This window comes from Halopenitus sp. POP-27, assembly GCF_029889855.1.
In the GTDB taxonomy this organism is placed as follows: domain Archaea; phylum Halobacteriota; class Halobacteria; order Halobacteriales; family Haloferacaceae; genus Halopenitus; species Halopenitus malekzadehii.
The window spans coordinates 13,637-36,456 of the sequence record NZ_JARANU010000008.1; the positions used below are offsets into that span (position 1 = coordinate 13,637).

A 22,820-nucleotide genomic window follows, 5' to 3' on the forward strand; every position below is an offset into this window, starting at 1 on the left:
ATACCGATCCGCGACTGCGGCGGTCGATCGCAACCGTTCTACGCACACCGGTCCAACGGGGAGCCGTGACCACGTGGATCGAGAACCCGACCGGCGGGCGCGCTCGCGGCCCGCGCGGGCTGGTGCGGGCGTGGGCCGAAGTCCTTCTCCGACCGGGGCGGTTCTTCCGGAACGGGGTGAGTCCCGGCGACCAAGCGCCCGGGTTGACGTTCGCGATGGCCGTCGCGGTGGCGTTCACGGCGGGCTGGTTCCTCGTCGATCCGACCGCCATTCCGGGGATCGTCGGCTCAGCCGCGGCCTCCGCCGCGGTGACGCTCGTCCTCGTCGGGGTGTTGGCCGCGCCGGTCGGGCTCCACCTGACGGCGGTCGCGGGGGTGATCGCCGCCATCGTCGCGAGCCTGCGACGGACGGCGACAGGATCGATCGGGACGGCTGACCGGGGTGGCGTGAGCGAGACCGTTCAGGTCGTCGCGTACGCGTCGGCGCCGTTCGCACTCGCCGGCCCGCCGCTCCCGGCGCTCAGGGTCGCGTGTACGATCTACGCCACAGGGTTGCTCGTGATCGGGTTTCGGAGGATTCACGGCCTCTCCTGGCCCCGTACCGTGATCGCGAGCCTGCCACCGGCGGTCATCGGGTTTGGGTTCGGCTATCGATCGCTTTTCGCGTTCCGAGCACTGGCAGGGTGGTAGCTGCCGATTCGGGCGGCTCGTCCGTCCTCCCGGGCGATTGATGGCGGATCCCACGCCGGATGGCTTTCGACAACCGTTTTAGGCGGGAGGATTTTTATCACATCAAATGGGATCCTGTATCATCTGCGGCGCCTCCGTGGACGGTCGCATCTGCGACTCCCACGAGGAGGACGTCGTGTTCGACTTTCGCGGGAACGCCCCGAACGAACTCGTTTCGAATCGATTCTACCGCGGCACCGTCGACGGCTACGCCGACTTCGGCGTCTTCGTCGACCTCGCGCCCGGCGTCACCGGGCTGTTGCACCGCTCCGAGCTCGACCAGCGGCTCGAATCCCTCGCGTGGGAGCCCGGCGACACCGTCTTCGTCCAGGTGAAGAACGTCCGCGACAACGGCAACGTCGACTTGGGATGGTCGATCCGCCAGTCGATTCGGGAGTTCCGCGGCACGCTGGTCCAGGAGGACGGGACCTCGCGGCTTCCCGATGACGACGATTCGGACGAGGACGACGCCGACGAAGCAGACGAAGCAGACGACGCCGACGAAGCAGACGAAGCAGACGACGCCGACGAAGCCCACGCGGACGCCGATGCGGTGGACGAGGGAAACGGGCGCGGCGGTGACGTCGCGGCCGCCACGGCGGAACCCGACGCCGGGAACTCGGAAACGGACGAGACCGACGTCGCTGAGGGCTCGACCACGGATGCGGTGACTGCGGGGATGGACGCGGCCGATACCGACGAGACGGTCGAAACGGAAGCAACGACCGGCGAGGAGGCGACGGCTGACGGCGATCAAACCGACGACGAACCCGCACCCACTGCCGACTACGATCGTGTGCAGGTCGAGACGCTCGGTGATCGCGTGTCGGAATCGGTTCGGATCGAGGGCGAGGTCGTGAGCGTTCGTCAGACCGGCGGACCGACGGTCTTCGAGGTCCGCGACGAGACCGGCGTCGTCGACGTCGCCGCCTTCGTCGAGGCCGGCGTCCGTGCGTATCCGGGCGTCGAACTCGGAGATGTCGTGCGGATCGACGGCGAGGTCGAGCGACGGCGCGAGGAGATCCAACTCGAGACCGAGGGACTGGCGGTCCTTGAGGGCGCGGACGCGGAAGCGGTCGAGCGACGGCTTGCCGAGGCCCTCTCCGACCGGGCCCGTCCGGACGAGCTCGACGCGCTGGTCGCGGACGAGGCCGTCACGGCGCTTTCCGAGGACGTCCTCGACGCGGCGGAGGCGATCCGCCGGGCCGTCCTCGAGTCCCGACCGATCGTGGTTCGCCACCCCGCCACGGCCGACGGCTACGTCGCCGGCGCGGCGATCGAGCGTGCGGCCCTGCCGCTCATCCGGGAGGAACACGCGAAACGCGACGCCGTCTACCACTACTTCACCCGGCGTCCGCTCGAAGGGTCCGTCTACGAGATGGACGACGCGACCACGGACGTCACCCGAATGCTGCAGGATCGCGACCGGCACGACGAGAAGCTCCCCCTGTTCGTGCTCGTCGGCACCGGATCGACCGTCGAGTCGGCCGACGGGATCGGGCTACTCGACGTCTACGACGCCGCATCCGTGGTGATCGACGCCGCGGTCGCGGACCTCGAAACCCGCGAGTCGGTCGATACGCTCGTCTCGCCGGAGCTCGCCGACGTCGACGGTGACCTCGACCTCTCGACCGGGGCGCTTTCGGCCTCGCTGGCCGCGACCGTCAACGACGACGTCCACGACGACCTCCGTCACCTCCCGGCCGTGAGCTACTGGGGCGGGACGCCGGCGGCGTACGCCGACCTCGCCGCCGATGCCGGCTACGACGCCGACCGCGTCGCCGAGCTTCGGGAGGCGATCGCCCTCGAGGCGTACTACCAGTCCTACGAGGACAAACGCGAACTCGTCGAGGATCTGCTGTTCGACGACGCCGGCGACCTGGCAGTCCACGTTTCCGAGCAGTTCCGCGAGAAGCTCGAGACCGAACTGGCCACCGCGCGGGAGAACCTCCACACCGAGGACGTCGACGGCGTCCGGGTCACCGTCCTCGACACCGACGCCTACACCCACCGCTACGACTTCCCGCCGACCGCGCTGCTGATCGAGACGCTTCACCGGCGGACGCACGAGTCCGACGAGGTGTCGGTCACGCTCGGCATCGGGACCGACGAACTCTACCTCCGGTCGACCGCCGACCTCTCGGTCCGCGAGATCGCCGCCGCGGCCGCCGATATCGCCCCCGACGCGGATATCTCGACGGCGAGCGTCCGCGACGGCACGATCGAGTTCCTCTCGGGCGAGCGCGACGCCGTCGAGGACGCCGTGATCGCCGCGGTCGCGGACCTCGTCTAGATCCCGGAGACCCCGTTCAGACACCGGACCCGCCGGAGCGACACCCTTAACCACGAATCCCGTCGATCCACGCACAATGAGTACCGACGCTTCGAGCGAGGGATCCGCCGACGACTCCGCGGCGTTCGTCGCCGCCTGCGAGGAGCTGGCCGAGCGGATCGTTGCCGGCGAGATCGACCGGGACGACCTCGAGTCAGCCAAACTCGACGTCTGCTCGACCCACTCCTCGCCGAAGGTGCCGAAGAACACCGACATCCTCGATCACGCCCCCGATGAGGCCCGCGAGGAGGTCGAACGGGTCGTGCGCCGCAAGCCGGTGCGGACCGCCTCCGGCGTCTCCCCGGTCGCGATCATGACCTCGCCGGAGCTGTGCCCCCACGGGAAATGTCTCTACTGTCCGGGCGGGCCGGCCTCGGAGTTCTCCTCCGCGCAGTCGTATACGGGCCACGAGCCGGCCGCCGCGCGCGGCGAGCAGAACGAGTACGACCCCTACGGGCAGGTCACGCTCCGGCTCGAGCAGCTCCGGGCGATCGGTCACCCGGTCGACAAGGTCGAGCTCATCCTGATGGGCGGGACGATGACGGCCCGCTCACACGACTACCAGGAGTGGTTCGTCAAGCGCGCCCTCGAGGCGATGAACGACTACGACCTCGATGCCGATCCCGAGCCGGCCGAGGACGAGTCGTTCGCACAGGACCCCGACGAGCACGAGTTCCGGTACCTCGAGGACGTGATCGCCGAGAACGAGACGAACGAGATCCGCAACATCGGGACCACCTTCGAGACGAAGCCCGACTGGTGTGACCCCGAGCAGATCGACCGAATGCTCGATCTCGGCGGTACGAAGGTCGAGGTCGGCGTCCAGACGACCTACGAGCGGATCAACCGCGAGATGCACCGCGGCCACGGCACCCAGGCCTCGAAGGATGCCAACCGACGGCTGCGCGACGCCGGCTTCAAGGTCGGCTTCCACATGATGCCCGGCCAGCCCGGGATGACCCGGGAGATGTGTCTCGAGGACTTCCGGCAGCTCTTCGAGAATCCCGACTGGCAACCTGACTACCTGAAGATATACCCGACGCTCGTGGTTCGGGGCACCCGGGTGTACGACAGCTGGTACAACGACGAGTACGAGCCCCTCGACAACGAGGCGGCCGCGGACCTGATCGCCGAGATGATGGGCGAGATCCCCGAGTACACCCGGCTCCAGCGCGTCCAGCGGGACATCCCGGCCGACTTCATCGATGCGGGCGTCTGGAAGTCGAACCTCCGGCAGCTCGCCGAACAGCGTGCCGCCGAGAAGGGCATCGAGATCCGCGACGTCCGGTCGCGGGAGGTGGGGATGAACGACGCCGATCCGGATCCGGACGCGATCGAGTTGTCGACGACGACCTACGAGGTCGCCGGCGGGACCGAGCACTTCATCGCGTTCGAGGATCCGGTCCGTGACCTCCTCGTGGGATTCTGTCGGCTCCGGTTCCCCTCCTACGCGGCCGGCCAGCCCGGTACGCCGGGCACGGAGGCCGATCCGGTCCGGCGCGAGCTGGCGGACGCGGCGATCGTCCGGGAGCTCCACGTCTACGGCAGCGAGGCGGCGATCGGTGAGGACGCCGGCGCGGGCGGCAGCGACTGGCAGCACAAGGGATACGGGCGTCGGCTCATCGACCACGCCGAGGAGCTGGCGCGCGACGCCGGCTTCCCGAAGATCGCGGTCATCTCGGGGATCGGTGCCCGGCAGTACTACCGGACCAAGCTGGGCTACCATCAGGACGGCCCCTACGTCTCGAAGCGACTGTAGCCAGGAGTCGGATCGCGTGAGGGAAAGGCACAAGCGCGGGGCGGTCCGTGATCCGGTATGGCATCCACACCGCAGACCCTGGTCGCCGACGTGATGACGGCCCCGCTTGAGACGATCGCCGCGGACGCGACCGTACGGGAGGCCGCCGAGCGGATGCGCGATCAGGACATCAACGCGCTGTTCGTCCCCGGCGTCGACGCCGGGATCATCACAACCACGGACGTGGTGGCCGCCGTCGCTGAGGGGGCGGATCTCGATGAGACGACGGTTGGCGACGTGATGACGGCGCCGGTCGAGCGGATCACGACCGCCGAAGACCTGTCGGAGGCGGCCGCGATGATGACCACCTTCGGGATCAAGCATCTGCCGGTGATCGACGATGACGGCGACTACGTCGGGATGGTCTCCACGACGGATCTGACCACCCAGCTCGCCTAAGGCCGCCACCCGTCCAGTTGACCGGTTCAATCGGTCGGACGTCCGGTTGCGGGGGCCGGAACGACACGCCTTTTCCGCGGCCGCGTGTGGGACCGGTATGGAACCGAAACGTGAACTGTCGAGCATCGACCTGCGCGCGCTCGTCACCGAGCTCGGGCGATACACGGGCGCGAAGGTCGACAAGGCCTACCTCTATCCCGAGAGCCTCCTCCGGCTGAAGCTCCGCGACTTCGATCACGGCCGCGTCGAGTTGCTGATCGAGGTCGACGAGTGCAAGCGGGCACACACCGCCGACGTCGAACACGTGCCGGACGCGCCGGGGCGCCCGCCGAACTTCGCGAAGATGCTGCGGAACCGGCTCTCGGGGGCCGACTTCGTCGGCGTCGAACAGTACGAGTTCGACCGGATACTCACCTTCGAGTTCGAGCGCGGCGACGAGGACACCCGGATCGTCGCGGAGCTGTTCGGGCAGGGGAACATCGCGGTGCTCGACGAGACCGGCGAGGTCGTCCAGGCGCTCTCGACGGTCCGGCTGAAGTCCCGAACCGTCGCGCCGGGGGCCCAGTACGAGTACCCGTCCTCGCGACTCAACCCGCTTGAGATCCCCCTCGAGACCTTCTCGCGGCGGATGGACGAGTCGGACACCGATGTGGTGCGCACCCTGGCGACGCAGCTGAACCTCGGCGGGCTCTACGCCGAGGAGGTCTGTTCGCGGGCGGGCGTCGAGAAGACGCTCGACATCGACGACGCCGACGAGTCGACCTACCGCGACCTCCACGACGCGATCGCCCGGATCGACGAACGCCTTCGGTCCGGCGAGTTCGACCCCCGCGTCTACGAGGAGGACGGCCGCGTCGTCGACGTGACCCCGTTCCCGCTCGCCGAGCGGGAGGACCTGCCGAGCGAGTCCTTCGACTCCTTCAACGCCGCCCTCGACGACTACTTCTACCGGTTCGATCGTGACGGCGGAGGCGGCGGCGAGGACGGCGGAACCGGCGCGGCGGAGCCCGAAAAGCCCGACTTCGAGGCGGAGATCGCCAAACAGAAGCGCATCATCGAGCAGCAGGAGTCGGCGATCGAGGGCTTCGAGGAGCAGGCCGAGGCGGAGCGCGAGCGCGCGGAGTTGCTGTACGCGAACTACGACCTCGTGGACGAGGTGCTCTCGACGGTGCAGTCCGCCCGCGAGGAGGGGCTGAGCTGGGACGCGATCGGGGAGACGCTCGCGGAAGGTGCCGAACGGGACATTCCGGCCGCGGAGGCGGTCGAGAACGTCGACGGCAGCGAGGGGACCGTGACGATCCGGCTCGACGACGCCACGATCGAGCTGGATGCGACGGCGGGCGTCGAGGTGAACGCCGACCGGCTCTACCAGGAGGCCAAGCGGATCGAGGGGAAGAAGGCCGGCGCACAGGAGGCCATCAAGTCGACCCGCGAGGAACTGGAAGCGGTTCGCGATCGCAAGACTGAGTGGGAGGCGGCCGACGGCGATCCGACCGACGCGGCGGGGGAGGACGGTTCGGAGGGCGACGACGCGAGCGACGCCGAGGACGCCGACCACGAGATCGACTGGCTGGCCCGTTCGTCGATCCCCATCCGAACGACCGACGACTGGTACGAACGGTTTCGATGGTTCCGGACCTCGGACGACTTCCTCGTGATCGGCGGGCGCAACGCCGACCAGAACGAGGAACTCGTGAAGAAGTATATGGGGACTCACGACCGCTTCTTCCACACGCAGGCACACGGCGGGCCGGTGACCCTCCTGAAGGCGTCCGGCCCCTCAGAGTCCTCGGAACCGGTCGACTTCCCCGACGCGAGCCTGGAGGAGGCGGCGCAGTTTGCGGTCTCGTACTCCTCGGACTGGAAGGACGGCCGTGGCGCCGGCGACGCGTACATGGTCGAGCCGGACCAGGTCTCGAAGACGCCCGAGAGCGGCGAGTACCTCGAGAAGGGCGGGTTCGCGATCCGCGGCGACCGGACCTACTTCGAGGACGTTCCCTCCCGGGTCGCGGTCGGCGTGCAGTGTGAACCCGTGACGCAGGTGATCGGCGGGCCGCCGTCGGCGATCCGCGACCGCGTGGCGACCAGCATCGAGCTGGAGCCGGGGATGTACGCCCAGAACGACGCCGCAATGATGGTCTACCGGGAGTTCAAGGACCGGTTTGTCGACCAGTCGTTCGTCCGGAAGGTCGCCAGCGCGGACCTGATCCAGGAGTTCCTCCCGCCCGGCGGATCCGAGATCATCGAGTGAGCGGCGGACCCGGAATGCGGGATTCGGAATCCGGGACCCGAACGCGGGATCCGAATGTGGAACCGGCCGGCCGATCGAGACGACGACCGACCGAGACGGCCGCCGACCGAGACGGCCGCCGACCGAAACGGCGGCAAACGCCGACGGAAAGGGCAAGAGTCACACGGCCGCCCGACCAGGATCCGGTATGAGCGACGAGACCGATCACGAGGACGCCGACGGCGCCGCGAGCGACGATCGGATGACCGATGGAGGATCGACCGAGGGCGACCGAGCCGACCGCCGGTTCGAGACGCGCGCGATCCACGCGGGCCAGGAGCCCGATCCGGAGACTGGCGCGCTGATGACGCCCATTCACGCCAACTCCACCTATAAACAGGACGCCCCGGGGGAACACCGCGGCTACGAGTACTCCCGCACCGGAAACCCGACCCGGACCGACCTCGAAGCGAACCTGGCCGACCTCGAGTCGGGAACCCACGCGCGGTGTTTCGCATCGGGAATGGCGGCGATCAACACCGTCCTCAACCTGCTCGAGTCCGGCGACCACGTCGTCGCCGGCGACGACGTCTACGGCGGGACTCACCGCATTCTCACGCAGGTGTACGAGCAGTACGACGTCGAGACCACGTTCGTGGACACGACCGACCACGAGGCGGTCGCGGACGCGATGCGCCCGGAGACGGAGCTCGTGTGGGTCGAAACGCCGACGAACCCCCTGATGAACGTCAACGACATCGCGGCCCTGTCCGAGATCGCCCACGAGGGCGACGCGCTGTGTGCGGTCGATAACACCTTCGCGACGCCGTACCTCCAGCGGCCCCTCGAGCTGGGCGCGGACATCGTCTCGCAGTCGCTGACGAAGTATCTCGGCGGCCACTCCGACACGATCGGCGGCGCGCTCATCGTGGACGGGAAGGGGCTCGACGAGAAGCTCGGGTTCTATCAGAACTCGGTGGGCGCGACCCCCGGTCCCTTCGACAGCTTCCTCGTGCTCCGCGGGATCAAGACGCTCCCGGTCCGGATGGACCGGCACTGCGGGAACGCCGCCGAACTCGCCCGGTGGCTCGACGACCACGAGGCCGTCGAGCGGGTGTATTACCCCGGCCTCGAGAGTCATCCACAACACGAACTCGCGAGCGACCAGATGGACGACTTCGGCGGAATGCTCTCCTTCGAGCTCGACGGCAGTCTCGAACAGGGCTCGACGGTCGTCGCCGAGACCGAAGTGTTCACGCTCGCGGAGTCGCTCGGCGGCGTCGAGAGCCTGATCGAACAGCCCGCCGCGATGACCCACGCCGCGATCCCCCGCGAGGAGCGGATCGCGGCCGGGCTCTCGGACGGCCTCATCCGTGTCTCCGTCGGGATCGAACACGTCGACGACATGAAGGCGGATCTCCAGCAAGCGTTCGACGCCGCCTTCTAAGCTGCGTCGTCGTCAGGAGACTCCGCATCGGCGTCTACGGACGTCGTGCCCAGATCGTCGGTGATCTCCGCGAAGAGGTCCTCGACGCGACCGGCGATCTCCGCGCGGATCTCCCGGACGCGATCGAGGTCCTCTCCGTCGGGATCCAGCAGGGCCCAGTCGCGAACGTCGACGTTCGCGTCCGCGCCGAGCTCGCCGACGTCGAGCGTCGAACACCCCATCGTCGCGACGAAGTCGCAGGAGCGCAGCTCCGCGATCGTGATCGCCGTCGGCGTTCGGTCCGAGAGGTCGATCCCGACCTCGGTCATCACCTCGAGGACCTCCTCGTGGACGTGATCAGCGGGCCGGGTGCCGCCGGTCACGATCTCGACCTGGCCCGTTAGCCCGCGACGCTCGCGTTCACGCTCCGCGAATGCGGTCGCCATCTGGGACCGGCCGGCGTTTCGGACGCACATGAATGCGACGCGGATCGGGTCGTCGGCGTCGTTCGAGCCAGTTGCGTCGGTGGAGTTGGCGATACGGTCGGTTGCGGTACGGTCGGTTGTAGTACGGTCGGTTGCAGTACGGTCGGTTGCGGTACGGTCGGTTGCGTTGGGTTCGGGTGGCATAGTGGATGATCCGGGGTGCTATCTGCGTCCGCTAGTCGTCCGTCGGCGGCGCCTCCAGACTGCCGGCGTCGAACCCGTCCCAGTCGAACCGACGCCGGAAGAACAGCGCCACGTTCACAAGCGCCAGCAGGACGGGCACCTCGATCAGGGGGCCGACGACGGTCGCGAAGGCGACGCCGGATCCGACGCCGAAGACGGCGACCGCGACGGCGATCGCGAGCTCGAAGTTGTTCGAGGCGGCGGTGAAGCCGATCGCCGTCGTCGTCGAGTAGTCCGCGCCGATCCCCCGACCCATTCCGAAGCTGACGAGGAACATCACGATGAAGTAGATCGTCAGGGGGACGGCGATCAGCAGCACGTCACCCGGTGCGGCGAGGATGGCGCCGCCCTGGGTCGCGAACATCACGACGATCGTAAACAGCAGCGCGATCAGGGTGAGCGGGTCGATCGACGGAACGACGGTCTCCTCGTACCACTCGGTCCCCTTGCGGCGTGTGCCGATGAAGCGGGTCAGGAAGCCGCCGAGGAACGGGATCCCGAGGAAGACGACGATCGCACGAAACACCTGCATCGGCGTCACGTCGAAGGTCGTGATGCCGGCGACGAGCGACTCCAGACCCAAAAGCGACGGGAGCACCAGCGCGAAGAACCAGACGTACACGCCGTAGGTCAGGATCTGAAACAGGCTGTTGAACGCCACCAGGCCGGTGACGTACTCGGTCGATCCGTCCGCGAGCTCGTTCCAGACGAGGACCATCGCGATACATCTGGCCATCCCGATGAACACGAGTCCGAGGAAGAACTCCGGGCGTGCCGGGAGGCCGGGGACGACGCCGCCGAAGAAGACGACCGCGAGCCCGACCATCAGCGTCGGCCCGATCAGCCAGTTCTGGACCAGGCTGAGGCCGAGCACGCGCCAGTTGCTGAAGACGGTGGGCAGGCGCGAGTAGTCGGCCTTCGCCAACGGCGGGTACATCATCAGGATCAGCCCGATCTCGACGAGGTGAAGGTCCCGAATCGGCTGCGTGACCCAGGGTGCGACGGAGCCGAGCCCGACGCCGACCGCCATCGCGCCGAGGATCCAGACGGTGAGGTACTTGTCGAGGAAGTCCATCGATCGCGGGTCCCCGCAGTCCGGACAGCCACAGTTCGGGCCGTGCTCGTGGTCGACGTTACTCACCGACGCTCACGCTCCCCTCAAGGACCGTCACGAGCGCCACCGCGCGGTTGGTGGATCGGTACTTCTTCCACCGGCCGTCCTTTCGCCCCTCGACGATCCCGGCGTCGACGAGCGTCGAGAGGGCGTGGCTGAGCCCGCTCTCGCTCACGTCGACGACGGCGTGGAGCTCACAGACGCACAGTTCCTCCTCGGCGGCCACCAGGACGCGAGTGAGGGTGTACCGCGTCTCCGAGGCAAGCGCCGAGAGCACGTCCAGTTCCGCCTCGACGCGGTCGGTTCCGATCGCGGCCTCGAGCGTGCCGAGCTCCGCCAGACGTCGATCGACGTCCTCGCTGCGGCACTCCTCGAGTTCGTCCTCGAGATACCGTTGGAGTCGTTGTGTCGCGTGCGCCATCGACAGTTGATTGAATATCTGTTCAAGTAATCGTTTCGGTCGTTGGATATAGAGGGGATCCAAGCGGTATGTAGACAAACACGGGGGATTCGGCACCGTTCGGATATATAGGGCACAAACACGGATCAGTAGTCGATCTCCCGACGGATACGTGTCCGATACGTACGGAGTGTGATCGGTTATTCGAAGCGAAGTAGTTGAATAGATCCTAAAACAAATCGGATCCGGGCTGCGTCACACTCGGTTCTCGCGGCCGGGATCGACGTCGATCGCGTCGACGGGACAGACGTCGACACAGAGCATACAGTCGATGCACTGCTCCTCGTCGGTCGGGTTCGCCTTGCGCTCGCTCTCGGGATGGCCCGGGGTGTCGACCCAGTCGAAGACGTCGACGGGGCAGTCCTCGAGACACGCGCCGTCGGCCAGACAGATGTCGAAATCGACCGCGACGTGCGTCCCCCGGATCCCCAGCTCCTCGGGCGGGTCGGTCGACCCCCACACGGTGACCTCGTGTTCCTCGCCCACGTCCTCGCGGTTGGTTTCGAAGTTCGGATCGATACCCATCAGTGTCCGAACGAAGTGGGCCTCGACATATAAACGGCCGGGGGACGGGACGCTCACACGAGCGCCAGGGTTTTTATCGTCGACGCCGAACGTCTTCGTATGAGTACCGAGACGGCCGACGGCGACGGTGACGCGGGCGCCGAGTCCACGGTCGTAGTGACCCCGAGCGCAGCCGAACAGGCGCTCGAGTTGATGCGCCAGGAGGGGATGGATACCGACATCAGCGGACTGCGGCTGTTCGTCCAGCAGGGCGGCTGTGCGGGGCTCTCCTACGGGATGCGGTTCGACACGGAACCGGAGGACGACGACGCCGTGGTCGAGCGACACGGGCTGCGCGTCTTCGTCGATCCCGCAAGCGAGGACTACATCGGCGGCAGCACCCTCGACTACGAGGACGGCCTCCAGGCCGCCGGCTTCCACGTGGAGAACCCCAACGTCGTCTCCGAGTGCGGCTGCGGGGAGTCGTTCCGGACGTAGTCCGGTCCGGAACCGATCGGAGCCGCCCGGAACCGATCGGAACCGTTGACCGCCACGGAACCGATCGGGACCGAATCGAAGCGACCGAGACGCCACCGTTTATACCGTTGCTCGAGTACCGCGCCGTATGGAGCGAGACGCCGTGACGTCGCCCGACGGCGATCGGGTCTACGTCGATCGAAACGCCGGCGACCGTGGGAGCGAGGGGCCCTTTTACATCGTCTACGCCGACGAGCGCGGCGAAACGCGGTGGGGATTCCTGTGCGGGAACTGTGAGAGCCTCGACACCGCGATGGACACGATGGGACGGATCGAGTGTACCGAGTGCGGCAACATGCGAAAACCCGAGGAGTGGGACGCCGCTCACGAGTGACGCCGAGAGGTGACGCCGAGAGGTGACGCCGTTCACGGATGACGCCACGGCGAGTGATGCCACGATGAATGACGGCCACCGCTTATGACGGCGATCGACGATCGGCCCGGCACAACCGGCCCTACACACTTTTAATACGCCTCGCCGATCTTGTCCAGTTAATGACGAATTTCGACATCGATACCGACATCGGATCCGGCTTCGGCCTCGATGACGGCCTCGACGTCTCGATCGTGGCGTGGGGGATCGCCGGGCTCCCGCTGCTCGTGACCTTCGTCCAGACGGTCCTGTCGCTGCTCGATCTGACCGCCGAGACGCTCGGGATCCGCGGCGTGCTCGACCCGATCTACTCGATCGACGTCGTCTTCCAGGCTGCGGAGGTGTTCAAGGACCAACCGTCGCTCGTCGCGGCGCTGTTCGTTCTCATCACGATCGCGTGGATCGTCCAGGGCGCCGCGATGATCGCCCTCGACCATCGCGACCTCGCGTTCGGCGCCGCCGGGCTCGCGTCGATCCTCTATCTCGTGCTGTTCTTCGGCGTCTACTCCCCGCTTTTCGGGTCGGGAATCGGTGCCGGCCAGCTCGTCGGGTTCTTCGCGGTCCCCGTGCTCGCCACCGCCCTGGTCGTCTCCGCGGCGTGGATCCACGACTGGTCCGAGGAGGTGCTCGCGGAGACGTCCGGTCGACTCGGCGATCTCGAGGCACGCATCGGCGACGCCCGGGACCGGTTCGAGTCGCGGTTTGCTGACCGGCTCGGGCCGCTCGACGCCCTCGAACCGGTCGCACCCACCGGCGTCGGCGAGGCCGAGGCAGCGGCCGACCGCTTTCACGGCCGGTGTGATGAACTCCTCGAGGAGATCGACCGTGCACAGCGGATCGAGGACCCCGACCGGCGTCGGGAGGAGGTCTCGACGGTCGAATCGCGTGTCGACTCCCTCGATCCGGCGGCTACCGTCAACCGGATCGCCGACGACCTTCGGCAACGGGTCGTCTCCGGCGTTCGAACCGAATTCGGCGACATCACGGTCCGGTCGCGATACGGGGGCGCGTACACCCTCGCGAACCTCCCGTCCCGATATCGCGAGGTGTCGCTCCCCCCGGACGGGGCCGCCGTCAGGACGGCCGATCTCAACACGGTCCTCCAGGATCGGATCGAGAGCGGAGCGGCGCTGTCCGACGTCGGCGAAGCGATCGGCGCGGCCGATGACCACATGGCGCGCATCGACTCGTTCCTGGCTGACCACGAGGAGCGGGCCGACGCGACGATCGAACGCGTCCGGGCGCGGCTCGAGACCGTCGACGAGCAGCTCGACCGGCTCCCCGAGTCGGTCCGATCGAGCGCACGCGACGTGTTGGTGGAGAACCGCGAGGAGTCGATCACCGGCCGCACTGCGATCGAGCGGACGCTCACCGACGCGGCCGACGCGTTGCACGACTGCGCGTTCGACGAGTGCGAGCGACTGCTGGAGCAGGCGGACGCGGAAAGCGAACGACTCGTCGCGGCCGCGGAGTTCTTCCGAGCGCTCGATGGCCGGGTCCAACACGGCGGGTCGAGCGTCGACGTGCCCGCGGCGGTGGACTCGGCAGCCGTCGAGGCGGTCGCCGAGGCGATGGGGGAGGCCCACGATCGGTCGGTCAGCGTGACAGACGGTCGGGTCCGGATCGGCGACGACGAGACGGACGCCGAGTCCGCGTTCGGACGGGGGAGCACCCGCGATACGACCCGCGACACCGGTGCCGATCGCGAGGAGAACCGACACGCCGACGGTCCCGGGTCGACCGTCGACGACGGGACCGCGGGCGGAGTCGGGAGTGACACGGATGCGGATGCGTCATCCACCAAACGGCCCGAGGAGGTCCTCGACGCCGCGTTGTACTTCCTGCGGGAGCTCGAGGAACACGCACGCTCGACCGACGGCGACCGGGTGCAGTACCAGATCGACGATCTCCCGACGACGATCGCGGAGCCGGACATGCTCGAGAACGTTGAACGGTTCCTGCGCAACCAATCCGACCTGATAACCGAGGTGGAGCTGCAGGATCCCGACCCGCCCGCGTTCTTCGAGGTCGTCGTCGCCGACGAGCACCAGGCGACCGACGCGATCCGAACGGCCCGTGACCGGTACACGGAGCGATACGGGTGATCGATGGGCGGAGCCGACCGATGGGCGGGACCGGCTGATGGGCGGGGCCGACCGGTGGGCGGGGCCGACCGATGGGCGGAGCTCGTCGGTCGCGATGACGTGACTCGACCGTTCCCCTACACTTAAGCTATCGTCCTGACAGGTATACGGTATACTCGCTTATGCGCTGTAAGATCTGCTCACTCCCCGACTCTCAGTGGGAGGATGACGACCTCGACGACCACCTCCTCACGGCACACCGGGACGAACAGCCCGCGATCCGCGCGGTCTATACCGACCGATACGATCGCCTCTTCGAGGACGGCGACCCGATCGTCGATCCCGAGGCGGAGGCGGACGCCGACGACCCCTCGGACGGAGAACGCCGAGCCGACATCCCCGGCACGTCGTCGGACCCGCCCGCCGAGGACGACCCGGATCCACCGACCGACGCCGAATTCGACGTCGACTTCGAGGACAGTTACGGGAAGAAGTGGTTCATGATCGGCGTCGGCGGCGCCGGGAACAACATCCTGGATGCGGTCCTGCTCCGTCGCGACACGCTGCGGCGGAACAACGAGAACCGCGCGCTCATCTGGGAGGGCGGGTTGGCGGGCTACGGCATCCTCAACACCAACATCGCCGAGCTCGAACAGACCTACTACGCCCAGGAGGAGCGCGGCTACTCGCGCCAGCAGCTGATGATGAACGCGATCATCGGCCAGGGCGCCCACGGCTACCAGGGAATGGGCCGTCGGTGGGACCACGGCAAGAAGGTGATGGAGCGGGACTTCGAGGACGGCCGGAACCCCTTCCGCGAACGGTGGGATATGGACCCCCAGACGCTTCAGGACGCACAGGCGATCATGTTCATCCACAGCGTCACGAAGGGCACCGGCTGCGGGTCGACGCCGGTGTTGGCCCAGAAGATCCGTGAGGAGGTGCTCAACGACGATTACGTCATCTCGAAGGCGTTGCTTTCGTCGGTCGTGATCCCCTCCGAGGGTGGGAACGACGGGATGTCCGGCGGGAAGGCACGCGTGAACGGCGTGGTCGGGCTGGCCAGAATGTCGGCCGCCGTCGACGCGATCGTCCCCTTCGATAACGAGCGTCTGGAGGCGGCGGGTGCGGACATCACCCCGCGGATCGACGGGCTGCAGGAGTACAACCCGCCCCATTACGCCGACCTCAACCGACCGCTCGTGGCGTTCCTGGAGGCGTTCACCATGTCCTCGACGCCGCAGTTCGTCAAACAGGACGCCTCGATGTCGATCCACGGCGACGTCTTCGACGTCGCGGACAGCTTCCGCCCGGTCGAGGATAAGTATCCGCTCGATCTCGACGCCGACCACCGGCCAGCGGTGATCCTCGCCCCGGTGCTCGGCCGCGCACGCGGGGAGACGATCAATCGATCGCAACTCGAGACGCTCGTCTCGAACGCCCTGTATCAGAATCGGCTCGCGAAGTTCGACCCCGAGACGGCCTGGGGCGGCACCTTCCTCCTGTACGGTCCGGAGCGAAAGATGGAGGAGGTCTCCCGGCTCGTCTCCGACGGGGTCGCGCGGGACATCCTCGCCAGCGAGGACTTCCTCGATGCGGCCAACCAGCCCGGGACCGAGTCGATCGACATCCACGTCGAGCAGCTCGTCACTCCGGACCTCGACGACGTCTACCTGTGGGGAACGCTGTGGAACCCGCGGATGCCATCGCTCGAGCGGATGTACGACCACGCAAAGAACATCAAGGAGGGGAACAGCCAGCAGGCGGAGAACCTCCGTGCGGTCTGGCAGGACGTCGAGCCGCTGTTCTCCTGTCTGGGCCGGGAGAACATGGCCTGAGGACGATGCCCGTGAACACCCTGCCGACGGTCTTTTTGGGCCTGTTCGACCGGTCGAGCGACGACGGCGACGACATCGAACGGATCGCGAGCCGGCTCGGCGCCTCGGCGTCGGCGGCCGACGTCGAACGGCGGATCGACACGTTGGGGCGGTCGATGGACCGGCTCGTCTCCGCGGCCGACCTGCCTGAGTCGGCCGGACCGTCGCCGGATTCCGACCCGGTCGAGAAGGCCGAATCGCTCCGCCGGGCGATCGAAACCGACCGCATCCGGATCGAGGGGTCTGCCCCCGGCCGCGGGAACGATGGACGCAGCGGACACGCCGGTACCGGAGGACGGGGCAGTACCGGCGGTCGCGATCGGGCGGCGGCCGAGGCCGAAACGGTTCGGCAGGCGGCGCGGAGCGTCTCCCGGGAGGTTCGCCCCAGCGCGTCGGTGTCGAGCCGACTGCTCGATCAGCTGTCCGGATCGCGACGGGCCACCGAGGAGCAGGTCGAGGAAACCCTCCGTGAGGCCCTCGAGCACCTGGACGAACACGAGCGGGCGATGGACGTCGTCGACCGGACTGACGGGGTCGAGGACGTCGCCGAACTCGCCGAACGACGCCGGGACGCATCACGGCGAAACCGACGTGCGGAGAGCGGTCGTGACCGGCTTCAGGAGGCGGTCACGGAGCTGCTTGCGGCGGTCGACGTCGACGTGGACGATGACGAGACGCTCGACCGCCGCGTTCGGGAGGCGACCCGAACGCTGCGCGAGCGGGAGCCGACGCCGAGTCGAGAGTCGGCACCGAGTCGGAGGGAGGGACCGAGCGAAGGAGACGGGCGGCGGGACGACCGATCCCGCGGTGGGACGGCTTCGGGATCGACGGACGACTCGGAGAGCGTTCGAACCGCGGTCAGACGGGCTCGGGAGTCGACGACGCCGCGGTCACGGGAGGCGCGCACCCTCTTCGAGGCGCTCGAGACCGGGCGCGTCGAGCCGACGACCGACGCGCTCGAGACCGCCGCGACGCGGCTCGACGAGCTGGCGACCGCACGAAGCCTGCTCGACAGCGTCGATCCCGGAGACGTCTCCACGCTTGCGGGGACGATCGACGACCGGCTGGCCGATCACGAGGGGCCGATCGTCGACCGGCTGGCCGACCGCGTCGAGGAGCTGGACTCACGGATCGACCGGATCGACGAGACCAACCGCGTCCTCCTGGTCGCGGCTCACGAGGAGTTGACCTTCTACGACCGACAGCTCCTGGGCGCACTGGACGCGACGACCGGCTCCGGCGCGGGAGCGGATGCGGAGGCGGTCCGGGACCGTGTGGCCTCGCTTCGCGAGCGTCGAGAGACGATCGAGACGGAGTACGTCGAGGAACGGTCGGATCACAACCACAGCATCCCGCTGTACTTCCTCTCGATCGCTGACACGTACCTCGAGGAGGCGACCGAACGACTGAACGCCGGAAAGCCGGCTCGTGCCGACGGGATCTGCACGGTGACGGAGGCCGTCATCGACCACATCGAGGGACTCTACGAGCAGAACCAGTACAGCGTGATGTTGCGGAGCCTCCGTGGGTAGGCGTCGGCGATCCGACGTTCACGGCGGGCCGACCGGTGGGACGCTGGGCCGGGATCGAAACGGACGGACGCTGGAGGGATCCGTCACCCCGACAGAACCTGTCACCGCTCGGTCACTCGGAAGATATATGTGGGAGTTGCCAGACATATTATTTGACTTTCGGGTATGGTGTATCTATTCGTGGGTACGGGACAGGCGGGCAGCGCTCTGGTGGACGAGGTGTTCGCCCACGAGGGCATCCGCATCGAAGCGGCACCGCTGGCGTTGAACTCGACGGTGCGCGATCTCGAGAATCTCACACACATCGACGACGACGAGTGGATCGGCGTCTCGGAGACCGACGGGCTCGTTCCCGGGACCCAGGCGGGGTTCGAGGAGGTCGTCACCGGGGGGTTCGGGCGGCGACCGCGACGCGCGAACGACGTGATGGAACGGCACGGCCAACAGCTCGTTCCGATGCTCGAGAACCGGTTCGGCGAGGACGGAAACGTTCCCTTCGCGTTCGTCTTCCTCGGCCTCGGCGGCGGGACGGGGTGTGGGATCGCCCCGCACGTCGTGGACGCGATCCGCCGATACGCGGCCGGCGACGTCAAGGTGATCGCCGTCGCCGTCCTGCCGAACACACAGGAGTCGGTTCACGTCGACGCCTCCGAGGACGACGAGACGGTGAGCGCCGGCCGGCAGGCCTCGAACGCGGTCTACGGGCTCGATCGACTCGAGGAGACCGTCGACGGGATCATGCTGGTCGACAACCAGCGGCTTGGCTATGAGGACGCCGCCGAGGGACGCTTCGCCGAGTACAACGAGTACGTCGCCGGGTCGGTCGTCGACCTGGTTTCGGGGCCGGTCGTCGAGCGGATCGACCCCGGGGAGTACGACGAGATCGACGCGCCGATCATCGACATCCAGGACATCGTCACCTCGTTGTCGTTCGGTGCCGGCCCCGACGGTGAGCCGGGGTACGGGACGATCGGCCGGTCGATCGAGATGACGAAATCGCTGCCGGGATATTTCCTCCCGGTCATCGGCGACCAACAGGTCGACGCCGCCGAGCTCGCGTATCTCGCACAGGCCAAACAGAGCGTCGACGACGTCTCCTTCGGGGACGCGAAGAAGGCGATCGGCCACGTCCGCGCACCGCGCCAGTACATCGCCGACCCCGAGTACCAGATCGAGATCTCGGAGGTCCGCCGCCGGCTGAACGAGCACTGTTCGGAGGTGAACCTCGGAATGGTGCCGACGAGCCGCAACCTCGTCTCGTGTACGACGGTGTACACGTTCGAGCGAACCGACCTCAACCGAATACGGGAGATCGAGGAGATCGCCGAAACGTATGAAGCGGCCTGACGCACCCGCCCATCGGATCGCCATCGGCGTCGCCCTCGTCAGCGCCGCCGTCGTCGCGATCCTGCTGTTCGTTCCGATCACGGCCGGGAGTGACCCGGCCTCGCGACTGGCGGCGGCGAAGGCTGCGGTCGCGCTCACGGAGCAGCTGCCGCTGCTCATCGGCGTCGGCGCCGGATTCGGACTCGCCGCCGGGTCCGTGATCGGCGCGCTCCGTGCCTACCACCAGGAGGTGACGGATCGATGAGGACGGGGCGATCGCGGGCCCTCACCGGCCTCGTCGCCTGCTGGCTCGTCGTCGCGCTCGCCGTCGGCGGCGTCGCCTCGGGTGCCGCAGCCGCCGGCTACCAGGACGCGGACGCGGCGTGCTCGAGCGAGGCGGCAAGCAGTCAGTTCTCGCTGCTGCTCCTGCTCGAGAACGGCAACGTGTCCGGTCCGGGGGACACCGTCGATCTCTATCCGGACACGGAGGCACGACTCGTCTTCTGTGACGGGACGACGGCCCAAGTGACCGGCGAGAACGGGGTCTGGTCCCTCAGCGAATCCGACTCACTACGCCGGACGGACACCACGGACACCTACTATACGGTACGGACTGACGCCGACTTCGAGGGCGATCTCACGACGCTGATCGACCAGACGACCGGTGAGGATGCCGACGGCCCGACGCTACGGATCGTGACCGCGAGCGAGTCGACGCTGTCGTACCTCGAGGATCCGGTGACGATCCGGTATGCGGGCGGGACGGGTGATTCGTCCGGTCCGGTGGCGGATGAACTGGCCGCGTACAACCGATCGCTGACGGTGGCCGCGGAGAACCGATCCATCCTCGAACGCGCGGCGAACTCCTCCGCGCCGCTGAGCGCCGACGTCACTGCCACGGATCTCACCACCACACGGAGCCGGATCAACGAAACCGGGGAAACGCTCTCGGTCGCGCTCTTCGCCTCCGCTCGAAACGGAACGCCCGGGGCAGCCGACGGGTACCTGGCCCATCAGGACCACCACGACCGGGCGCTTGCGGCGTTCGACGAGTCGGTCGACACGTACCTGGCCGCTGCCGCCGCCGAGGCGCGGACGGCCCGGCTGACCGCCATCGGGGCCCTCCTCGGTTCGTTCGTGGTCTTCGGCGGCATCGGCGGCGGCATCGGGAGCTGGATCGCCAGCCGCGACCTCCAGTCGATCCGCCGTGAACGTCGCCGCCGCAGTAACGTGGGATACGGCTGGGGCGACCTGAAGAAGGCGTTCGCGATCGCCGTCCTCGGCGTGATCGCGGGACTCCTCTCGTCGTTCCTGCTCGGATCGACGCTCCTCGAGGTGCTCTTATGAAGAACAACGTTCGATACACGCTACAGATCGGTGGCATCGTGTTGGTGACGACGATCCTCGGGTTGGGGATCTTCTGGTATTTCGGCTCGCAAGCCGGCTTTTATGCCCTGATCGTCGGGATCCCGACGGTCGTGATCGGCGCCGCCGTCGTCTATGCGCGGCAGTCACAGCCGACCGGCGGTGGCGGGACGACGCAGTACTTCGAGGGGAAGGCTCAACGCGTCGGCGAGGACGTCCGAACCCTGCTTCGGGACTACGAGCAGCTCGCCGGAGAGCTGTCGACGTGGGACACCGACCCGATCGAGGAGGACGTCTCCTACCTGCTCGAGGGGCTCGCGGAGGCGGGCGTCGAGTTCGACCGGGCGACGAATCGGTTCGAGGTGACCGGAACCGGCGACGTCCGCGATCTCGAGCGGATCGAGGGGCGCGTCTCCGAACTGCGCTCGGAGATCGCGGACTCGGCACGCACGCACGTCGGCGGGACGCTCGACGACTGCGTGGACGCACAGCGCCGCCTCCAGGACGCCGGATTGATCGACCGCGTGGAGGAGCCCCAGCCTCCCGACGGCGAGTCGTTCGCGGCGCTGCTCGATGCGCTCGACGGCGCCGAGGCGGCGATGGACGCGGCGATCGACGACGCGGCCGCCGAGCTCGACGCGATCGCCGAGGCGACCGACGCCCCCCTCGACCCGATCGATCGGGGCGTCGGCCGGGCCGATGACGCCCTCGAGGCGGGCGAGTACCACGCTGTGGCCGACGCGCTGCTCGATGCGCGTGACGCGCTCGAACAGGACCTCTCGACGGACTTCGAGAGCGAGCGGTCGAGCCTCGAATCGTTCGTCGACACCGCCGGGTCGTCGGTCGTGACCGACTACGTCTCGCCGGCTCTTCTCGACGACCTCGAGGACGTCCACGAGGAGCTCGAAACGGTCGACTCCGCGCTCGATATGGCGCGCATCCGTGAACTCACTGCCGACACACGCTCGATCTGTACCGAGATGATCGACACGATGAGCACGGAACTGGACGACCATCTGCGAACCCTTGCGGACGCGGACGTCCCCGCCGACTACTACGAGTACCAGTCGGCGGCCGACGAGTCGTACGTGAGCGATCTGCGGGCCGCGGACGACCTCGATGCGTACCGGTCGATCTGGCTCAACGCCGCCGGCGAGCTCTCGGCGGCGATCGACGCCGTCGAGGACGAGGCGGCCGTCGCGGAGGCGTACGGAACCGTCGAGGACGACATCACGGAGACGCTGCGTGCCACCGGTCGCGTCGGGGCGTCCGACGTCCCCGTCAAACAGGCGGCCGCGTTCTTCGAGTTGTACGCGGATCTCCACGAGAACGCCACGTACGATCCCTCGGCGCCGGCGCTCGTGGCCGAGGACTTCGGGGAAGCCTACGATGTCACCGTCCAGGCCGGCTTCGACGAGGGAGGGCCGGAACGACGGATCGACGTCTCCCTCGTCGGTGGATCCCTCGAGGAATCACGGACGATCGAGACCCACCTGCTCGACGTCGTCACCTTCGAGGAGGTCCCCTACGGGGAGTACGACCTCACGGTGACGACCGACGAGGAGGCCTACGGAACGGTCGAGCGCGAGGTCGTCGTCGACGACGACCTGGAGCTGGAGGCGACGATCGCCGAGGTCGCGCTCCGCGAGGAGGTCTGTTCCGGAATCGAGGGTGACGCCCGTGACGCGCTCCCGGACGCCCGGGACCTGTTCGAGTCGGAGTTCAACGAGACGGAGTACCTCTCGACGGCGATGGACTTCCCGATGAGTGACGACTTCCTGCCGTGTCTGCTCGCGCTGTGGGCCGAGGAGGAGGGACTGACCGCCACGCGTGCCGACGGCGACGTCCTGGTCTACGACGGCGAACAGTTCAGCAACCGGCTCGCGAACATCGTCCGACACAACCTCTCGGAGGGGGAATCGATCCCGTATACGCAGATCCGCAACCGGTATCTCGCGGTGCCGGCCTCGGACGGCCTGATCGTCGACACCCTCCAGGAATCGCCGGTCGCGTCGGCCATCGAGTGTGACGAAACAGAAGTGACGAAGCTATCCTAACCCCACCATC

At 67.7% G+C, this 22,820-nt stretch carries 19 protein-coding genes; 15 read left to right on the plus strand and 4 right to left on the minus strand.

What is annotated here, in order from left to right:
- Positions 1-65: 65 nt before the first annotated feature.
- The 6 genes from OQF70_RS06420 (at position 66) to OQF70_RS06445 (ending at position 8,934) form a co-directional block, all read left to right on the plus strand.
- Entirely contained in the window at positions 66-689 is a 624-nt protein-coding gene (locus OQF70_RS06420; RefSeq protein ID WP_280536549.1) for a YIP1 family protein, read from the plus strand.
- Positions 690-795: 106 nt separating this feature from the next.
- Positions 796-3,021: an OB-fold nucleic acid binding domain-containing protein gene (locus OQF70_RS06425; RefSeq protein ID WP_280536550.1), complete on the plus strand. Its 2,226-nt coding sequence runs from the start codon at positions 796-798 to the stop codon at positions 3,019-3,021.
- Positions 3,022-3,097: 76 nt separating this feature from the next.
- Positions 3,098-4,819 carry a tRNA uridine(34) 5-carboxymethylaminomethyl modification radical SAM/GNAT enzyme Elp3 gene (locus OQF70_RS06430; protein WP_280536551.1) on the plus strand — a complete coding sequence of 574 codons (1,722 nt, stop codon included), beginning with the start codon at positions 3,098-3,100 and terminating at the stop codon, positions 4,817-4,819.
- A gap of 57 nt (positions 4,820-4,876) precedes the next feature.
- Positions 4,877-5,257 carry a CBS domain-containing protein gene (locus tag OQF70_RS06435; RefSeq protein ID WP_280536552.1) on the plus strand — a complete coding sequence of 127 codons (381 nt, stop codon included), beginning with the start codon at positions 4,877-4,879 and terminating at the stop codon, positions 5,255-5,257.
- A gap of 97 nt (positions 5,258-5,354) precedes the next feature.
- Positions 5,355-7,508 (plus strand): ribosome rescue protein RqcH, encoded by a 2,154-nt coding sequence (gene rqcH / locus OQF70_RS06440; RefSeq protein WP_280536553.1) that lies wholly within the window; start codon positions 5,355-5,357, stop codon positions 7,506-7,508.
- 241 nt (positions 7,509-7,749) lie between these two features.
- On the plus strand, positions 7,750-8,934 hold the full coding sequence (locus OQF70_RS06445; RefSeq protein ID WP_280536655.1) for a cystathionine gamma-synthase: 1,185 nt from the start codon (positions 7,750-7,752) through the stop codon (positions 8,932-8,934).
- Here OQF70_RS06445 and OQF70_RS06450 read toward each other — a convergent pair.
- The 4 genes from OQF70_RS06450 to OQF70_RS06465 all read right to left on the minus strand — a co-directional run bounded on the left by OQF70_RS06450 (position 8,931) and on the right by OQF70_RS06465 (position 11,680).
- Complete coding sequence (locus OQF70_RS06450) at positions 8,931-9,389, minus strand: low molecular weight phosphatase family protein (protein WP_280536656.1); 459 nt, start codon at positions 9,387-9,389, stop codon at positions 8,931-8,933. The two genes, OQF70_RS06445 and OQF70_RS06450, sit on opposite strands and share 4 nt — an antisense overlap.
- Positions 9,390-9,573: 184 nt before the next feature.
- On the minus strand, positions 9,574-10,656 hold the full coding sequence (arsB, locus tag OQF70_RS06455; RefSeq protein ID WP_303651034.1) for an ACR3 family arsenite efflux transporter: 1,083 nt from the start codon (positions 10,654-10,656) through the stop codon (positions 9,574-9,576).
- 58 nt (positions 10,657-10,714) lie between these two features.
- On the minus strand, positions 10,715-11,116 hold the full coding sequence (locus tag OQF70_RS06460) for a metalloregulator ArsR/SmtB family transcription factor (protein ID WP_280536555.1): 402 nt from the start codon (positions 11,114-11,116) through the stop codon (positions 10,715-10,717).
- A 234-nt stretch (positions 11,117-11,350) separates the two neighbouring features.
- The gene (locus tag OQF70_RS06465) at positions 11,351-11,680 is read right to left on the minus strand and encodes a ferredoxin family protein (protein ID WP_280536556.1); all 330 of its coding nucleotides are present in this window, start codon (positions 11,678-11,680) and stop codon (positions 11,351-11,353) included.
- A 99-nt stretch (positions 11,681-11,779) separates the two neighbouring features.
- On the opposite strand from OQF70_RS06465, the gene OQF70_RS06470 reads away from it, so the two are divergent.
- The 9 genes from OQF70_RS06470 (at position 11,780) to OQF70_RS06510 (ending at position 22,810) form a co-directional block, all read left to right on the plus strand.
- Positions 11,780-12,157 (plus strand): iron-sulfur cluster assembly accessory protein, encoded by a 378-nt coding sequence (locus OQF70_RS06470; protein ID WP_092816113.1) that lies wholly within the window; start codon positions 11,780-11,782, stop codon positions 12,155-12,157.
- Between the two features lie 127 nt (positions 12,158-12,284).
- Complete coding sequence (locus OQF70_RS06475; protein ID WP_280536557.1) at positions 12,285-12,530, plus strand: DUF5816 domain-containing protein; 246 nt, start codon at positions 12,285-12,287, stop codon at positions 12,528-12,530.
- 161 nt (positions 12,531-12,691) lie between these two features.
- Entirely contained in the window at positions 12,692-14,674 is a 1,983-nt protein-coding gene (locus OQF70_RS06480) for a hypothetical protein (RefSeq protein WP_280536558.1), read from the plus strand.
- Between the two features lie 161 nt (positions 14,675-14,835).
- Positions 14,836-16,491 (plus strand): cell division protein FtsZ, encoded by a 1,656-nt coding sequence (locus OQF70_RS06485; RefSeq protein WP_280536559.1) that lies wholly within the window; start codon positions 14,836-14,838, stop codon positions 16,489-16,491.
- Positions 16,492-16,496: 5 nt separating this feature from the next.
- Positions 16,497-18,062, plus strand: coding sequence for a hypothetical protein (locus tag OQF70_RS06490; RefSeq protein WP_280536561.1), 1,566 nt, complete (start codon positions 16,497-16,499; stop codon positions 18,060-18,062).
- A gap of 165 nt (positions 18,063-18,227) precedes the next feature.
- On the plus strand, positions 18,228-19,409 hold the full coding sequence (locus tag OQF70_RS06495) for a cell division protein FtsZ (RefSeq protein WP_280536562.1): 1,182 nt from the start codon (positions 18,228-18,230) through the stop codon (positions 19,407-19,409).
- Entirely contained in the window at positions 19,396-19,653 is a 258-nt protein-coding gene (locus tag OQF70_RS06500) for a hypothetical protein (RefSeq protein ID WP_280536564.1), read from the plus strand. The genes OQF70_RS06495 and OQF70_RS06500 overlap by 14 nt, the downstream gene beginning before the upstream one ends.
- Complete coding sequence (locus tag OQF70_RS06505; RefSeq protein ID WP_280536565.1) at positions 19,650-20,735, plus strand: hypothetical protein; 1,086 nt, start codon at positions 19,650-19,652, stop codon at positions 20,733-20,735. Before OQF70_RS06500 ends, OQF70_RS06505 begins: the two co-directional genes overlap by 4 nt.
- On the plus strand, positions 20,732-22,810 hold the full coding sequence (locus tag OQF70_RS06510; protein ID WP_280536566.1) for a hypothetical protein: 2,079 nt from the start codon (positions 20,732-20,734) through the stop codon (positions 22,808-22,810). The genes OQF70_RS06505 and OQF70_RS06510 overlap by 4 nt, the downstream gene beginning before the upstream one ends.
- The last annotated feature ends 10 nt before the right edge of the window (positions 22,811-22,820 follow it).

What these genes read in the sequence shown, in the direction of transcription:
- OQF70_RS06425 (WP_280536550.1), top strand. Translation starts at nt 796, where the DNA reads ATGGGATCCTGTATCATCTGCGGCGCCTCCGTGGACGGTCGCATCTGC.
- OQF70_RS06430 (WP_280536551.1), top strand. Translation starts at nt 3,098, where the DNA reads ATGAGTACCGACGCTTCGAGCGAGGGATCCGCCGACGACTCCGCGGCG.
- OQF70_RS06435 (WP_280536552.1), top strand. Translation starts at nt 4,877, where the DNA reads ATGGCATCCACACCGCAGACCCTGGTCGCCGACGTGATGACGGCCCCG.
- rqcH (WP_280536553.1), top strand. Translation starts at nt 5,355, where the DNA reads ATGGAACCGAAACGTGAACTGTCGAGCATCGACCTGCGCGCGCTCGTC.
- OQF70_RS06445 (WP_280536655.1), top strand. Translation starts at nt 7,750, where the DNA reads ATGACCGATGGAGGATCGACCGAGGGCGACCGAGCCGACCGCCGGTTC.
- OQF70_RS06450 (WP_280536656.1), bottom strand. Translation starts at nt 9,389, where the DNA reads ATGTGCGTCCGAAACGCCGGCCGGTCCCAGATGGCGACCGCATTCGCG.
- arsB (WP_303651034.1), bottom strand. Translation starts at nt 10,656, where the DNA reads ATGGACTTCCTCGACAAGTACCTCACCGTCTGGATCCTCGGCGCGATG.
- OQF70_RS06460 (WP_280536555.1), bottom strand. Translation starts at nt 11,116, where the DNA reads ATGGCGCACGCGACACAACGACTCCAACGGTATCTCGAGGACGAACTC.
- OQF70_RS06465 (WP_280536556.1), bottom strand. Translation starts at nt 11,680, where the DNA reads ATGGGTATCGATCCGAACTTCGAAACCAACCGCGAGGACGTGGGCGAG.
- OQF70_RS06470 (WP_092816113.1), top strand. Translation starts at nt 11,780, where the DNA reads ATGAGTACCGAGACGGCCGACGGCGACGGTGACGCGGGCGCCGAGTCC.
- OQF70_RS06475 (WP_280536557.1), top strand. Translation starts at nt 12,285, where the DNA reads ATGGAGCGAGACGCCGTGACGTCGCCCGACGGCGATCGGGTCTACGTC.
- OQF70_RS06480 (WP_280536558.1), top strand. Translation starts at nt 12,692, where the DNA reads ATGACGAATTTCGACATCGATACCGACATCGGATCCGGCTTCGGCCTC.
- OQF70_RS06485 (WP_280536559.1), top strand. Translation starts at nt 14,836, where the DNA reads ATGCGCTGTAAGATCTGCTCACTCCCCGACTCTCAGTGGGAGGATGAC.
- OQF70_RS06490 (WP_280536561.1), top strand. Translation starts at nt 16,497, where the DNA reads ATGCCCGTGAACACCCTGCCGACGGTCTTTTTGGGCCTGTTCGACCGG.
- OQF70_RS06495 (WP_280536562.1), top strand. Translation starts at nt 18,228, where the DNA reads ATGGTGTATCTATTCGTGGGTACGGGACAGGCGGGCAGCGCTCTGGTG.
- OQF70_RS06500 (WP_280536564.1), top strand. Translation starts at nt 19,396, where the DNA reads ATGAAGCGGCCTGACGCACCCGCCCATCGGATCGCCATCGGCGTCGCC.
- OQF70_RS06505 (WP_280536565.1), top strand. Translation starts at nt 19,650, where the DNA reads ATGAGGACGGGGCGATCGCGGGCCCTCACCGGCCTCGTCGCCTGCTGG.
- OQF70_RS06510 (WP_280536566.1), top strand. Translation starts at nt 20,732, where the DNA reads ATGAAGAACAACGTTCGATACACGCTACAGATCGGTGGCATCGTGTTG.